Genomic DNA, 14,953 nt, shown 5'->3' on the forward strand with positions numbered 1-14,953 from the left:
CGTTGAACGCCGCTTTCCGGTGGGATAGGCTGCGGGCTCTGCTTCGAAACGGGGAGGCAGGGACCGACGCTGACGTGCCTCGGATAGGGATGGGGTTGGCAGAGACGCCGCAGGGGGAATGAAGATGCATAACGACGTAAGAAGGAAGCCGTGGAGCCTGCTGCCCGCGATGCTGCTGTGGGCGGTTTGTGCTTCAGCTGGGGAGCCATTGGTTTTCCAGACGACCTCAAAGGTTTGGATAGACCCCCAAGGCACTCCCACCAAGGTGGAAGTTTCGGAGCGGGTAACGGAATCCGTCCGTGTACATATCGCAAAGCAGGTGTCGGCTTGGCGCTTCGAGCCTCCGACGGTCAACGGCGTCGCCAGCGAAGGCATCACCTATTTGTCGCTGCGCATCTGCGCCGTGGAGACAGGGCAGCGTGATGCCTTACGACTAGCGGTGGAATACCGCGGCAACGGTCCCGGCAATCCAGAGGGCCTACCGAATTTACCTCCGCCGCGTTATCCCGCTGGCGCGGCTTCGCGAGGCATCACGGGCGCTTGGCATGTGGAATACACCATCGGAGCAGACGGTCGCGCTACTGTCGATTCTGTCCGTCCAGAGAAAAAAACACAGGAGGGACGTAACTACTTCAAGCCCGCCCTGGAACAGTGGCTGGAGCATTTCGTTTTTCTGCCGGAGCAAGTAGCGGGGAGGCCAGTGAGCACACGTTCGAATATCCGAGTGAAATTTTCGATGGGAGGCGAATCGAAGCAGCAGAGGCTTCTGAGCGCCGCCGAACGCGAGGAAAAGAACTCCGAAGCTTGCTTGGCAGCAAAAGGTGAGGAAAGCAACACGCTCACGCCGGTGGCTTTGGACTCGCCGTTCAAGTTGCTAGACGTAGGTGGTTAAGAGCTCCAGTGGGTGAGGGAGTGCAGTAAAGCAACAAAAGTACGTTGACGATATTGAGCCGATGGCCTCTCCAGGAAATAAGAAAGTTGAGATGAAAAAACGCATTGGATCTGGTTTTGCATTGATGCTGCTGGCGTGCGCCGCTTGGGCGGGCGGCCAGGGTGCTGCCCGCAAGCAGGCGGAAGCCAGCATGCTGATAACCGGGACGATTGGAATAGCGCCAGACGGCATGGTCAGCGATGCCGTGTTGGATTCTCCCGAGAAAATTCCACCGGGTGTGGTGGATATGGTGCAGGAGCAGGTGCGTGACTGGCGCTTCGAGCCGATCGTAATCGATGGAAAGGCAGTGCACGCGCAGACCAAGATGAGTGTGCGTATTGCGAGCAAGAAATTGGACGGCGACCGCCTAACCGTGGGCATACGAAGCGCTGTATTTGGAGATCCCGAGAAAGAACCGAAGGAACTGCGCGTTACGTCGAAGGTAATGAATCCACCTCGCTATCCTGTCGACGCCGCCAAGAGTGGCGTGTCCGGAACGGCGTACCTGCTACTTCGCATTGGTCGCGACGGGCGTGTGGAAGATGCCGTCGCGGAGCAGGTGAATCTGCGTGTGGTCGCGACCGAGGGCGTCATGGCGCGATGGCGCCGCGTGTTGGGTAATGCGGCCAAGAATAACGCGAAGAATTGGCAGTTCGTGCCGCCAACGGAAGGCGACAAGGCGGACGAACCGTACTGGGTGTTGCGTACGACAGTGGACTTCTTCCTGATGGACTCTTTGCCTCAATACGGACAATGGCAGTTGTACGTGCCGGGGCCACGTGAAGTGCCGGAATGGGGCAGAGAAGAGTTCGGGACGGGGTCGGATGCGTTGGCCGACGGTGGCGTCTACATGTTGGGTCAGTCGCGTCCGCGACTGCTTACGCAGCTCGACGGGACCTAGAAAGCACACGCTTGGCATTGGCCTGATGCCGCACGCGGCATTGAGGTACGTTCTGTGAGCAGGGAGATTGAAATGAAAAAACGCATAGGGCTGGGGTTTTTGCTGTTGTTGTTGTCGGTTGCGGCGTGGGCCGCCGGACCGAGCGTCGTTCGCAAGCAGACCGAAGCCAGCATGCTAGTGACGGGAGCTCTCGAAGTCGGCAGCGATGGTGAAGTTAGAAGCCATACGCTGGATCAACGCGAAAAGCTCCCCGCCGAAGTGGCCACCTTCATCGACAGGAACGTTGTAGAGTGGACATTCACGCCCTACCTGCACGAAGGGAAGCCTGCGATCTTGCACAATAAGATGAGCATCCTTATGCGGGCGAATAAGCTCGAAAGCGGCGACTTCAGAATGTATATCGCGGCTGTCGATTTCGCACCGCTGAAGCAGGAATCCGCGTCAGGTGCCGGGATATCCGCCATAAAAATGGATCCGCCCAGTTATCCCGTGCCTGCAGCAAGAGCTAGCGCTGTAGGAACCGCTTATCTCCTGTTGAAGATAAATCGATCCGGCATGGTGGAAGATGCGCTCGTCGAACAGGTGAACCTGCGGGTAGTTTCCGATGAAAGCCAAATGCAGCGCTGGCGCGATATGTTCGCCAAGAGCAGCTTGGCAGCCGCGATGAAATGGACCTTTGTGCCTCCCGTTATCGGTGAAGCGGCTGACGATCCTTATTGGACCGTACGTGTACCTGTGGACTATTCGATGGCGTGGCAAGGCACACCCCGCTATGGCCGATGGGTGGCTTACATTCCGGGACCTCGGCAGGAAAATCCTTGGTCTATAGATGAACCAGCTGGCTTTGCACCAGATGCGTTGACAGCAGGTGACATTCGATTGGCCGGCAAGAGCGGGTTGGAATTGCTCACTCCATTGCAGGCCAACTAAATAGCGGTTCGTGAAAAAAGCCTCGCAATTGCGAGGCTTCAATCTTGAACTTGATCAACCGAACGTTAGTGCCTCACGAAGCGAAGAGCCCGTCGTTAACCTTGGTGTTCTTCGTCCTGGGTAACAGGAATTCCTGGCCCCGCCGCACGCGCTACTCGCCCAGACCATCGAGCAGCATGTCCTGATCCAGCTGCAATTGCCGTTTAGTGTGCTGAGAACCCGGGGGTATCCTTGACCAGCTTTCATTCCACCCAGCCGCCCGTGCGGCTCGGTATTGTCGGGTGCGGCGCGATCACGCGCGAGGCACACCTGCCGGTGATTACCGGAGACCGCAGGGTCCAGGTGACCGTGCTCTGCGATCGCGATCGCACCAACGCCACGCAAGCCGCGCGCGCGAGTGGCGTCGATGCGGTGATCACTACCGACCTGGCCGAGCTCGCCGGCAAGGTCGATGCCGCCATCGTGGCAGTCCCGCCGCGCTTCCACGCGCCCATTGCGATCCAGCTCATGGAGATGGGGATCGATGTGCTGTGCGAGAAGCCGCTCGCGATTACGGTCGCCGACGGACGCAAGATGGTGGAGGCCGCTCGCCAGAACGAACGGGTGCTCGCCGTGGCGCTGATGATGCGGTTCTTTCCGCACAACCGGTGGCTCGCGGACCTGGTGGAGGAAGGCGAGATTGGTGAAGTTCGCGAGGTGATCGTCGAGGACGGCGCCCCGCTCGACTGGCCGATGGCGAGCAACAGCTACTTCGATCGCAAGGCGACCGGCGGCGGTGTCCTCTTCGACAGCGGTGTGCATCTCCTCGACCGGGTGCTCTGGCTGTTCGGCGATCTCACTGACATCGCCTACGAGGACGACTCATTTGGTGGCTTCGAGAGCAATGCGAAATTGACCGGCGTGCTGCACATCGGCGGACGGCCGGTGCCGACGCGCCTGGAGTTCAGTTGGTCGCACCGGCTTCGCCGCAGCATCCGGGTGATCGGCGAGCGCGGCACGCTCGAGGCATCGACCTCGGATCCGCGGACGCTGACGCTTCACCGCACCACGCGCCGCGGGCCCATGGAGATGCAGATCGCGTGCGCGAAGCGATGGGATGGGCGCAGCCACTACCGGGCACAGCTCGACGATTTCATCGGCGCTGTCCGCGAGCGGCGCCTGCCGTTCGTGACCGCGGAGTCGGCCTTGCAGGCGCTCGCGGTCATCGAGACAGCGTACGCAAGGCGTACGCCGATGGCGCAGCCTTGGCTGGCACGAATGGAGCGTTCGGCGTGAAACCCACCAAGATCCTTGTCACCGGCGCCACCGGGTTCATCGGCTCGCGCCTGTGCGAACTTCTCTCGCTCGAGCACCGGTTGCCGTACCGTGCGTTGGTCCGCGACTTCTCGCGCGCCGCGCGGATCGCCCGATTGGATGCCGAATTGGTCGCCGGCGACATGCTCGACGCCGGCAGTCTGGCGCGGGCGGTGGAAGGCTGCGACGCCGTCATCAACCTGGCCCACGGCGACGACCAGAGTGCCGAAAAGCAGACCACGCTTCTGGTCGACGCCTGCGTGCGTGCGCGGGTCCGCCGCTTGGTCCACGTGAGTTCGATGGCGGTGCACGGGCCGTCGCCGAAGCCGCCGGTGCTCACCGAGAGCACCGCAGCGATCAAGCGATGGGGCGAGGGCTACTCCGACGCCAAGTCCGCTGCGGAAGCGGTAGTCACCGCTGCCGGAAAGCGCGGCGCGCTCGCGACCGTCGTTCTCCGCCCGACCATCGTCTACGGTCCGTACAGCTTCTTCGTCACGCCCATCGTCCAGGATGCGCGGGCAGGAAGGATCAGCATGATCGATGGCGGCCGGGGCATCTGCAACGCGGTGTACGTCGACGACGTCTGTGAATCGATCATGGCAGCGCTCGACCGTGACGACGCGGTTGGTGCGGCGTTCTTGATCAACGGCGATAGCCGCATCACGTGGCGCGACTTCATCACCACGTTCGCCAGCATGGTCGAGGGCGAAAAGACCATCCACGACCACTCGCTCGAAGAAATCGCCGCCTACTGGCAGCGGGGACGCCCGCGGGCGCGCGACAGCGTCACTGCGGCGATGCGGCTTGCCGCCTCTCCGACATTTCATGCTCAACTCGGCACCATCCCGCCGGTCGGCAAGCTGATCCGCGGCACCAAGGAGTTGGTCGCCCGGCGGATCAGCGCCGAGCAGAAGATGATGATCAAGTCCCGGCTGCAGGGCCGTCGCGCTGCGGCACACCCCGATGACGTCCCGGCGGTGCGAATGCCCAGCGAGGGCCGGGTCGTGCGCGAAGCGTACCGATCATGGGTGTCGAACGATCTGGCCAAGGCCCGGCTCGGCTGGGTGCCGGCCCATTCGTTCGAACTCGGCGCCCGACGCACGGGCGAATGGATGCGCTTCGCGCGCATCGTTTGATCGGACGTTGTCAGTTTCTGGCTCTGATGCCGAACCAAGTCGTCCTAGGGAACCTCTGAATAATTGTCGTCGTCCCCCCGAAGGCGGGGATCCAGCGACTTAAGCCATTGAAAGCAAGGGCACGGGGTTCCCGCCTTCGCGGGAATGACGAGCAACAGCCGAATTATTCAGACCTTGCTTAGGCTGATTTTTTGATCGGCCCGATCCTCAATTAAAAAAACGCCCCGCATTGCGGGGCGTTTTTTTCTATCTTTCACCTGATGCTTGGCTGGGCGAATTACCGCTTCATCGAAGCGAAGAACTCATCATTGGACTTGGTGTTCTTCATCTTGTCGAGCAGGAATTCCATCGCTGCGATCTCGTCCATGGGATGCAGCAGTTTGCGCAGGATCCAGATCTTCTGCAGCAGTTCCGGTTCGATCAGCAGATCTTCGCGGCGGGTGCCGGAGCGGTTGATGTCGATGGCCGGGTAGACGCGCTTCTCGGTGATGCGGCGGTTCAAATGCACTTCGCTGTTGCCGGTGCCCTTGAATTCTTCGTAGATCACCTCGTCCATCTTGCTGCCGGTATCGACCAGCGCGGTGGCGATGATGGTCAGGCTGCCGCCTTCCTCGACATTACGTGCCGCGCCGAAGAAACGCTTCGGACGGTGTAGCGCGTTGGCGTCGACACCGCCGGTCAGCACCTTGCCGGAGCTGGGCACCACGTTGTTGTAGGCGCGGGCGAGGCGGGTGATGGAGTCGAGCAGGATGACCACATCCTTCTTGTGCTCGACCAAGCGCTTGGCGCGCTCGATCACCATTTCGGCGACCTGCACGTGGCGGGCGGCGGGCTCGTCGAAGGTGGAGCTGATCACTTCGCCACGCACCGTGCGCTGCATTTCGGTCACTTCTTCCGGACGCTCATCGATCAGCAACACGATCATGTGCACGTCGGGATGATTGGTGGTGATGGCCGTGGCGATCTGCTGCATCATGATGGTCTTACCGGCTTTCGGCGGCGAGACGATCAGCGCGCGCTGGCCTTTGCCCTGCGGCGCCATCAAGTCCAGGATGCGGCCGGCGATGTCCTCGCTGGAACCGTTGCCGCGCTCCAGCGTGAAGCGGCGGCGCGGGAACAGCGGCGTCAGGTTCTCGAACAGCACCTTGTTCTTGCTGGCTTCCAGCGGCTCGCCATTGATGGTGTCGACGATCGACAGCGCGAAATAGCGCTCGCCATCTTTCGGGAAGCGGATGCGGCCGGACAAGTGGTCGCCGGTACGCAGGTTGAAGCGGCGGATCTGGCTGGGCGAGATGTAAACGTCGTCCGGACCGGCCAGGTAGCTGGCCTCGGCGGCACGCAGGAAGCCAAAGCCGTCGGGCAGGATTTCCAGCACGCCGTCGGCGGCGACGCCTTCGCCATGACGGGTCAGCACCTTCAGCAGCGCGAAGATCACGTCCTGCTTGCGCGCGCGGGCGACGCCGTCCTGGATGCTGAGCTGTTCCGCGATGTCCAGCAGCTTCTGCGCCGGCATCCGCTTCAGGTCGCTCAGCGAATACTGCGGGAAACCTTCCGGCACATTGGCGGCGGGCGGACGAGGCACATAAACCTCATTGCCGTTGCCGCCCTCGTTGGGCATGCCTTCGTTGCCGAAGCGCTCGCGGTTGCGTTCACGACGGTTGCGGAAGCGGTCGCGGCGGTTCTGGTTCTGATTTTGGTTCTGGTTGCCACCGAAACGCTCGCCGCCGCGCGACTGATCGCCTTCTTGAGCGGCGCCATTCTGGCCTCCGTCGGACGTTGGCGCTTGGGCCGGGGGCGGGCTCGACTCCTGCCGTGACTCTTGCTTGGGCGCAGCAGCGGATTCACGCGGAACATACTCGCGCGGCGCTGGCGGCAGGGTGCTTTCCGCAGCCGGCGTCTTTTCCGCGGCGGGCGCTGGCGCCGGTTTAGGCGGTGCGGCTACGGCGGGAGCGGACTCGGCCGGTGCTGCTTTGGAAGGGGCCGCGGATTCGGCGGGGGTGGCTTTCGGAGCGCGCGGCTTACGCACACGCTTCTCGGCGATGGCGCCGGTTTCATTGTTGCTGTCGGACAAGTGCGATTCCTCGCTAAGTGGCGAGCGCCGGCGGAAGTGCGGGCGTTTTTGGGTGGGAGAGTGGTGTTCTCAGAAGGGGTGCGGCGCTGGATACCACGCCGGATATGCGGACACTAACACCGCGCCGCAGCAACGGCAAGCGTTGCGCGGCGGCGGGTTCGAACAGATTCAGCCGGCCAGTTCAGCCGGCGAAGAACGGACGATCAGGCGGTGTGGGCGGAGCCGATGGCCTTGTCGATCATCTGGGTCAACTGGCCCTTGCCGACGGCGCCGACCTGGGTGGCCTGCACCTGGCCGTCCTTGAACATCAGCAGCAGCGGGATGTTGCGCACGTGGTACTTGATGGCGGTGGCGCGGTTCTCGTCCACATTGAGCTTGACCACCTTCAGCTTCCCATCATAGGTCTTGGCCAGCTCGTCCAGGACCGGAGAGATCATCTTGCACGGGCCGCACCATTCGGCCCAGAAATCGACCAGGACGGGTTCTTCGGACTTCAGCACGGTGGCTTCGAAATCGGCATCGCCAACGTGGGTTACTTTATCGGTCACTGGGGTCTCCTGCAGGTCCGCGGATGAGCGCGGACGGATTGGGCCGGGGCGGCCACCTCTATTGCGGTAAACTGGGGCGTTCCGCGGCCAGATTCAAGTGTGTACCCAGGCGGTCGCGCAACCCAGCATAGGGGGCGCAGTGTGCGACGCCGCCGACGGCGATGCAAGCCACGATTCCCCAACTATCCAGCCCGCGCATAGAACACAGCGGCACAAAGAAGAAGGCATGAGCGACAAACCTTTAACCGATGTAACTTTCTCTTCATTCGACCTGCACCCGGCGTTATTGGCTGGCCTGGAGTCTGCGGGATTTTCACGCTGCACCCCCATTCAGGCACTGACATTGCCGGTGGCGCTGCCTGGTGGCGATGTCGCCGGACAGGCACAGACCGGTACCGGCAAGACGCTGGCATTCCTGGTCGCGGTGATCAATCGGCTGCTGACGCGTCCGGCATTGGCCGACCGCAAGCCGGAAGACCCGCGCGCGCTGATCCTGGCGCCCACGCGTGAACTCGCCATCCAGATCCACAAGGACGCGGTGAAGTTCGGTTCCGACCTCGGTCTGCGCTTCGCGCTGATCTATGGCGGCGTGGACTACGACAAGCAGCGCGAAATCCTGCAGCAGGGCGTCGACGTCATCATCGCGACGCCGGGCCGTCTGATCGACTACGTGAAGCAGCACAAGGTCGTGTCGCTGCACGCGTGCGAAGTCTGCGTGCTGGACGAAGCCGACCGCATGTTCGATCTGGGCTTCATCAAGGACATCCGCTTCCTGCTGCGCCGCATGCCCGAGCGCACCACGCGCCAGACGTTGCTGTTCTCCGCCACCTTGAGCCACCGTGTGCTGGAGTTGGCGTATGAGCACATGAACGAGCCAGAGAAGCTCGTGGTGGAAACCGAGTTCATCACCGCAGCCAAAGTGCGGCAGAAAATGTACTTCCCGGCCAACGAAGAAAAGATCCCGTTGCTGCTCGGCCTGCTGTCGCGCAGCGAAGGCGCGCGCACCATGGTCTTCGTCAACACCAAGGCATGGGTGGAACGTGTGGCGCGCGCGCTGGAGAAGGGCGGCTACCGGGTCGGCGTGCTGTCCGGCGACGTACCGCAGAAGAAGCGCGAAAGCCTGCTCAACCGCTTTCAAAAAGGTCAGCTGGAATTGCTGGTGGCCACGGACGTGGCGGCGCGCGGTCTGCATATCGATGGCGTATCGCACGTCTACAACTTCGACTTGCCATTCGACGCCGAAGACTACGTGCATCGCATCGGCCGTACCGCGCGCTTAGGTGCCGAAGGCGATGCGATCAGCTTCGCTTGCGAGATATACGCGCAGAGCCTGCCCGATATCGAAGCCTACATCGAGCAGAAGATTCCGGTGGAGCCGGTCACTGCCGAAATACTGACGCCGCTGCCGCGCCCTGAGCGTGCGCCGGCCGCCGAAGGTGCTGAAAGCGAAGACGACGAGAGCATCGGCGAAATCTTCCGCGAGGCGCGCGAACAGAAGGCTGCCGACGACCAGCGTCGCGGCGGACCGCGCAAGAGCGGTCCGGGTGGCGGTGGACGCGGTGATGGCTCGCGTTCTCGTGATGGCAAGCCGCGTCCGCCACGCGCCCCGCGCCGGGAAAGCACGCCAGCAACCGGCCAGCCAGTCGCTACAGCGACGCAAGCTGCCGTCGCCAAGCCCGCCAGCAAGCCTGCGGATGCCGCTCAGCCGGAAGGTGATCGCGCACCGCGTAAGCGCCGCCGCCGCCGTCATGGGCGTCCGCTGGAGGGTGCCGAGGCCGCAACGAACGAGCAGAAGCCATCGACGCAGCACAAGCCTGCGACGAAAGTGGCGCAGCCTGCCGCGGAGAGCTCGTCTTTCCTTACCCGCCTTGGCCGCAAGCTGAAGTCGCTGGTCTCGGGCGGATAAGGCGTGTCATCCATTCCGAGGTAGGTCCCTCCTGTCTCCGGAACGTGAAGGAACACGGCATAATCCCGGGCTATGAGCGTCCTGCGATTCGAAAACGTCAGCAAGCAGTACCCCGGCGGCCATGAGGCATTGACCGACATCAGTTTCGAAGTGGCCGAGGGCGAGATGCTATTCGTCACCGGTCACTCCGGCGCGGGCAAAAGCACGCTGCTCAAACTGATCCACTTGAGCGAACGCCCCAGCCGCGGCGCGGTGGTGTTCGACGGCAGGAATCTGCTGAAGGTGCGTGGTGGCCGCATTGCGCTGCATCGCCGGCATGTCGGTGCGGTCTATCAGGACCATCGCCTGCTGACCGACCGCACGGTGATGGAAAACGTCTCGCTGCCGCTGATCCTGCGCGGCGACCGCCGTCATGGCATGAGCTCCCGGGTGCGCGAAGTGCTGGCGCGGCTGGGCCTGGGCCACCGCGAACGCGCGTTGCCCACGCAGCTATCCGCTGGCGAACAACAACGCGTGGGTATCGCACGCGCCATCGTCGCCGAACCCAAGCTGCTGGTGGCCGATGAGCCCACCGGCAATCTGGACCCCACCTTGTCGGCGGAAATCATGTCGCTGTTCGCCTCCATGCCCGAGCGCGGTACCAGCGTGCTGGTGGTGAGCCATGACCTGCCGCTGCTCAAGCGCATGAAAAAGCGTGTGCTGATCCTGGATCACGGCAGACTGGTCGACGATATCTCGCCGGCGGATCTTGCGGAATGAGCGCTCGCGGAATGAACGACAACGGCAACGCGATGGCGCGCCCACGTTCGGGCTTGGGTATCTGGCTGGACCAGCATCTCTATAGCTTTGTTGCCAGCTTGGGCCGGATCGTGCGCAAGCCTTGGGCAACGCTGCTGACCATCGGCGTGATGGCCGTGGCGTTCGCATTGCCGCTCGGCCTATGGCTGGTGTTGTCCAACGTGGAGCATTTCGCCGGCAGCGTGCAGCAATCCCGCGAAGTCGACCTCTTCCTCAAGCCCGAGATCGATGTCGCCCGCGCCCGCGCTTTGGCGGAGGAGCTACGTGGCCGTGCCGATGTGGCGGCGGTCGAACTGCGTACGCCCGAAGAAGGTCTGGCGGAATTTCGCGAGCGCAGCGGTTTGGGTGGCGCGCTGGAAGCGCTGGACAGCAATCCGCTACCCAGCTTGTTGATCATCACGCCGCGTGGCGAGGACGCCCAACTGATCACCTCGTTGCAGCGCCTGCCGGAGAGCGATCTTCTGCAGCACGACGCCGTTTGGCGTGAGCGGTTGCGGGGCTGGTTGAATTTCGGTGAGCGGTTGAGCGGGGTGCTGGCGGCTCTGTTCGGACTGGGCGCGCTGCTGGTGGTGGGGAACACGGTCCGGCTGGACATCCAGTCGCGACGCGAAGAGATCGGCGTGCTGCAGCTATTGGGAGCCACCGATGGCTTCATCCGGCGCCCTTTCATCTACCTGGGAGCCTGGTATGGCCTGGCGGCAGGCGGGCTGGCGCTGGGATTGCTGGCGCTGGCCGGGATAGCATTGCGCGCGCCGCTGGCCGCTTTGGCCAAAAGCTACGGCAGCGGTTTCGCGCTGGCCGGGCTGGAGCCAATACTGGCCGGTGCGGTGCTGCTGGCGGCCGCCGCGATCGGCTGGCTGGGCGCATGGCTGGTGACCGGACACTTCTTACGTCAGACTCGCCCGACCGAAACCTGAGCCTCCACCCTTTCATGGCACAAGAGCTCCGTCATCTAATCAGCGATGCCCCCCGGGTGATGGTGGTGGATGGCTCCAAGCTGGTGCGCAAGATGATCGCTGACATGCTGCAGCGCGAAGTGCCTGGCGTGGAGGTGATCGGCTGCTCCAGCATCGCGGAGGCGCGCAAGGCCCTGGCGAGCGGGGAGGTGCACCTGGTGACCACCGCCTTGGCGTTGCGCGATGGCGATGGGCTGGAGATCGCCCGCAGCGTGCGCGAATCCGCTGGCCAGGCCTATGTGCCGGTGATCGTGGTGTCCGGCGACGCCCAGCAACATCTGGAAGAACGCCGCTTCACCGAGTTCGTCACCGACTACTTCGATAAATCGCTCGGTCATGAAGCCTTGGCGACCTTCATCCGCGGCTACGTGCAGCCTGAGCCCATCGTCGGCGCCACCATCCTGTATGTGGAAGACAGTCGCGTGGTGGCGGAAACCACCAAGCGCATGCTGGAACGGCAATCGCTGAAAATAGTGCATGTGTTGAAGGCCGAGGACGCGTTCGCCCTGCTCACCGCCGAATCGCTGGGTTTGTCGACGCATCGTTTCGATCTGGTGCTGACCGACGTGACGCTGAAAGGCGAGCTGAGCGGGCGCGACGTGGTGCAGCGCATCCGCGTGGACTTCGCTTACGGCAAGCGTCGCCTGCCGATCCTGGTGATGACCGGCGACGGCAATCGCGACAATCAGTCCGAATTGCTGCAGGCCGGCGCCAACGACCTGGTGCTCAAGCCGATCGAAGAACGCCTGCTGGTCACCAAGGTCCTGTTCCAACTGCGGCTTGCCCGCATGGACGACGCCCGCAGTTTGGTATGAGTGGCGTGGAAGGCGAACGCATCCAGTTGGAAGCTTCATGGAAGGCGCGTGTCGGCGATTGGCTGCTGCGCCCGGAGATGCGCGAACTTTCCGTTTTCCTGCGCCAGCGCAAGGCAGCTGGTGCGCGCATCTATCCGCCGGGCCCGCGGATCTTCGGCGCTTTCGACGCCACGCCATTCGACCGGGTAAAGGTGGTGATCCTGGGCCAGGATCCGTACCACGGGCCCGGACAGGCACATGGCCTGTGCTTCTCTGTGCTGCCGGGCGTGCCGGTCCCGCCTTCGTTGCAGAACATCTTCAAGGAGATCAACAGCGACCTGGGCATTCCGCCTCCGGATCACGGTTGCTTGCTGCCCTGGGCTCAGCAGGGCGTGCTGCTGCTCAACGCGGTGCTGACGGTGGAAGAAAGCCGTGCCGGCGCTCATCAGGGAAAGGGTTGGGAAGGCTTCACCGACCACGTCATCGAAACGCTGGCGACCGAGCGCGAAGGACTGGTGTTCCTGTTGTGGGGCAGTTACGCGCAGGCCAAAGGCAAGGTGATCGATAGCCGTCGCCATCGCGTGCTACGCGCACCGCATCCATCGCCGCTGTCGGCGCATCGCGGGTTCCTGGGCTGCGGACACTTCTCGGCGACCAATCAATATCTGGCTCAGCGCGGGCAGACGCCGGTGGATTGGCGTCTGCCGCTTCGCAGTCAATTGGTGCTGGATGCGCCGGCCTGAACCCTTGTAGGAGCGACGTGAGTCGCGACGGGGCTTTACCGGGAAAGCTTCACGCGACTCACGTCGCTCCTGCAAGGGCTTAGAGCCACAGCAAATCCCCCTCAAATGCTTTACAACCGCCGAATGGCGGGTCATCCCCCTTTGCAAGGGGGAGGCAAGGCAAGAGCGTTTCCCGTTTCCCGCCTCAGCGATTGCGGCGCTTTTTCGGCGGCGAAACCGCAGGTGCCGGTGCCACCGGAATACTTTTGATCTCTGTTTGCAGTTGTTCCAGCATCGGCACCATCTTCTGCTGGATGGCGGCCATCAGGTTCTGCATCAGCACGGGGTTCTTGTCCAGCAGGCTCTTGCCGGCAGCACTTTCGTAGAACTTGGTAATTGCCCGCACTTCCTCGCGCGTATAGGTCTTCTTGTAGACGTCGACATACAAGGGGCGCATTTCTTCCCAGGACAGCGCTTTTTGCGCGATTTCACGGGTTTTCGTTTGGATGCGCGCCACTTCCGCGGTCTGCTCGGCGTTGAGCTCCTTGCCGGCAAAGTGTTTTTCGAATTCCTGCTGCTGCATGGCTTCCAGTTGCGGGATCACGCCGTTGAGCAGGCTTTGCGCGCGCGAGGCTCGCAGCAGGCGATCGATGTCCGCGTCGGAAGGTTCAGCGGCGTGCGCGGCGGCGGATGCCACCACCAGGACCAGCGTCAACAGCATGCGAGCAGGCAAGGATGCGATCTTCATGCGGTTTCGGCATGTCCGGGACGAAAGGTCATGAATGGTGCCGCCGACCAAGTAAATGTCACGTTAAGTGACGGCGCTTTGCTGTCCGCGCTACGTTCTGTCGTTCTTCCTGACTACAATTCCCGCATGGGGATCGGCTCACTCGACATCACGCCCACGCTGGCGATACCGGACGACGAATTGGTCGAACGGTTCGTGCGCGCGAGCGGTGCGGGCGGCCAGAACGTCAACAAAGTGTCCACGGCGGTGGAACTACGTTTCGATCTCGCGCATTCGCCATCGCTGCCCGAGCCTGTGCGCGAGCGTCTGTTGGCCAAGCGCGATCGCCGGATCACCGACGATGGCGTGCTGATCATCGACGCGCAGCGATTCCGCACCCAGGAGCGAAACCGACAGGATGCGCGTGAACGCTTGGCCGCTTTCATTGCGACAGGACTGACCGCGCCGAAAAAGCGCGTGGCGACCAAACCGTCCCGGGCAGCCAAGGCGCGCCGCTTGGACGACAAGCGCGAGCGCAGCCAGATCAAGCGAGGCCGCTCGCAAAAGAACCAATGGGAGTAAACCGATTGAGCGACACCCGCGATGTCATCCCCGCTATTCCGCCCAACATGCCTCAGGTGCCGCCGAATCGGTTCACACGCTGGCTGGGGCGCAGTTTCCTGCGCCTGTTCGGCTGGCGCGTCGTTGGCACGTTGCCGGACATTCCCAAGCTGGTGATGATCGTGGCGCCGCATTCATCCAATTGGGATGGTCTGTGGGGCATGGCGGCCAAGATCGCGATGGGTCTTGAGGTGCGCGTGCTGGGCAAGGCGCAGTTGTTCTGGTGGCCGCTTGGTCCGTTGCTGACCCGCTTGGGCGTATTGCCGATCGATCGCAGTTCGCCGCAAGGCACGGTGGAGCAGGCCATCTCACTGATCAAGCGCTCGGACCGCATGTGGTTCACTCTGACGCCGGAAGGTACCCGCAGAAAAGTGCAGAAGTGGAAAAGCGGCTTCCTGAAGATCGCACGCCGCGCCGATGTGCCGATCCTGATGGCGTATTTCCATTATCCGGAGAAGATCGTCGGCATTGGCGATGTTTTCTACACCACGGGCGACGCCGAAGCCGACATGGCGAAGATCCGTGAGTGGTACCAGCCGTGGCAGGGCAAGAACCGCGGCACGGTGTGAATGGCTCGCTGCGTCATGATCGGCCCTGGGAAAACCCGCCGTGAGGCGGG

15 protein-coding genes are annotated in these 14,953 nt (G+C 62.7%); 12 read left to right on the forward strand and 3 right to left on the reverse strand.

All coding sequences use genetic code 11. The annotated features are described in order from the left end of the window. Positions 1 to 169 precede the first annotated feature (169 nt). The 5 genes from AADW18_RS13375 (at position 170) to AADW18_RS13395 (ending at position 5,191) form a co-directional block, all read left to right on the forward strand. Positions 170 to 892, forward strand: a complete 723-nt coding sequence (locus tag AADW18_RS13375) for a hypothetical protein (RefSeq protein ID WP_337343889.1) — start codon at positions 170 to 172, stop codon at positions 890 to 892. Positions 893 to 983: 91 nt separating this feature from the next. Further along, positions 984 to 1,832, forward strand: coding sequence for a protein tonB (locus AADW18_RS13380; RefSeq protein ID WP_337343890.1), 849 nt, complete (start codon positions 984 to 986; stop codon positions 1,830 to 1,832). A gap of 72 nt (positions 1,833 to 1,904) precedes the next feature. Beyond that, positions 1,905 to 2,762, forward strand: a complete 858-nt coding sequence (locus AADW18_RS13385) for a protein tonB (protein ID WP_337343891.1) — start codon at positions 1,905 to 1,907, stop codon at positions 2,760 to 2,762. A gap of 231 nt (positions 2,763 to 2,993) precedes the next feature. Beyond that, complete coding sequence (locus AADW18_RS13390; protein WP_337343892.1) at positions 2,994 to 4,037, forward strand: Gfo/Idh/MocA family oxidoreductase; 1,044 nt, start codon at positions 2,994 to 2,996, stop codon at positions 4,035 to 4,037. After that, positions 4,034 to 5,191 (forward strand): NAD-dependent epimerase/dehydratase family protein, encoded by a 1,158-nt coding sequence (locus AADW18_RS13395; RefSeq protein WP_337343893.1) that lies wholly within the window; start codon positions 4,034 to 4,036, stop codon positions 5,189 to 5,191. Before AADW18_RS13390 ends, AADW18_RS13395 begins: the two co-directional genes overlap by 4 nt. A 277-nt stretch (positions 5,192 to 5,468) precedes the next feature. Here the strand turns inward: AADW18_RS13395 and rho are convergent, their stop codons facing one another. Further along, on the reverse strand, positions 5,469 to 7,262 hold the full coding sequence (rho, locus tag AADW18_RS13400) for a transcription termination factor Rho (protein WP_337343894.1): 1,794 nt from the start codon (positions 7,260 to 7,262) through the stop codon (positions 5,469 to 5,471). Positions 7,263 to 7,465: 203 nt separating this feature from the next. After that, positions 7,466 to 7,810, reverse strand: a complete 345-nt coding sequence (trxA, locus tag AADW18_RS13405) for a thioredoxin TrxA (protein ID WP_337343895.1) — start codon at positions 7,808 to 7,810, stop codon at positions 7,466 to 7,468. A 226-nt stretch (positions 7,811 to 8,036) separates the two neighbouring features. On the opposite strand from trxA, the gene rhlB reads away from it, so the two are divergent. The 5 genes from rhlB to ung all read left to right on the forward strand — a co-directional run bounded on the left by rhlB (position 8,037) and on the right by ung (position 13,007). Then, positions 8,037 to 9,716: an ATP-dependent RNA helicase RhlB gene (gene rhlB, locus AADW18_RS13410; protein ID WP_337343896.1), complete on the forward strand. Its 1,680-nt coding sequence runs from the start codon at positions 8,037 to 8,039 to the stop codon at positions 9,714 to 9,716. Positions 9,717 to 9,788: 72 nt separating this feature from the next. Next, on the forward strand, positions 9,789 to 10,475 hold the full coding sequence (gene ftsE, locus AADW18_RS13415) for a cell division ATP-binding protein FtsE (RefSeq protein ID WP_337343897.1): 687 nt from the start codon (positions 9,789 to 9,791) through the stop codon (positions 10,473 to 10,475). 11 nt (positions 10,476 to 10,486) lie between these two features. After that, positions 10,487 to 11,431, forward strand: a complete 945-nt coding sequence (ftsX, locus tag AADW18_RS13420) for a permease-like cell division protein FtsX (protein WP_337343999.1) — start codon at positions 10,487 to 10,489, stop codon at positions 11,429 to 11,431. Between the two features lie 14 nt (positions 11,432 to 11,445). Further along, complete coding sequence (locus AADW18_RS13425; RefSeq protein WP_337343898.1) at positions 11,446 to 12,285, forward strand: response regulator; 840 nt, start codon at positions 11,446 to 11,448, stop codon at positions 12,283 to 12,285. Beyond that, a complete protein-coding gene (gene ung / locus AADW18_RS13430) occupies positions 12,282 to 13,007 on the forward strand; it encodes a uracil-DNA glycosylase (protein ID WP_337343899.1) in 726 nt (241 codons plus the stop codon). The genes AADW18_RS13425 and ung overlap by 4 nt, the downstream gene beginning before the upstream one ends. A 184-nt stretch (positions 13,008 to 13,191) precedes the next feature. Here the strand turns inward: ung and AADW18_RS13435 are convergent, their stop codons facing one another. Then, positions 13,192 to 13,734, reverse strand: a complete 543-nt coding sequence (locus tag AADW18_RS13435) for a DUF2059 domain-containing protein (protein WP_337343900.1) — start codon at positions 13,732 to 13,734, stop codon at positions 13,192 to 13,194. 126 nt (positions 13,735 to 13,860) lie between these two features. Between AADW18_RS13435 and arfB the strand changes: the two genes are divergently transcribed. Next, positions 13,861 to 14,295: an alternative ribosome rescue aminoacyl-tRNA hydrolase ArfB gene (gene arfB / locus AADW18_RS13440; protein ID WP_337344000.1), complete on the forward strand. Its 435-nt coding sequence runs from the start codon at positions 13,861 to 13,863 to the stop codon at positions 14,293 to 14,295. Between the two features lie 5 nt (positions 14,296 to 14,300). After that, positions 14,301 to 14,903, forward strand: a complete 603-nt coding sequence (locus AADW18_RS13445; RefSeq protein WP_337343901.1) for a lysophospholipid acyltransferase family protein — start codon at positions 14,301 to 14,303, stop codon at positions 14,901 to 14,903. Positions 14,904 to 14,953 lie beyond the last annotated feature (50 nt).

Source organism: Pseudoxanthomonas sp. CCNWLY206-1 (genome assembly GCF_039710385.1).
In the GTDB taxonomy this organism is placed as follows: domain Bacteria; phylum Pseudomonadota; class Gammaproteobacteria; order Xanthomonadales; family Xanthomonadaceae; genus Pseudoxanthomonas_A.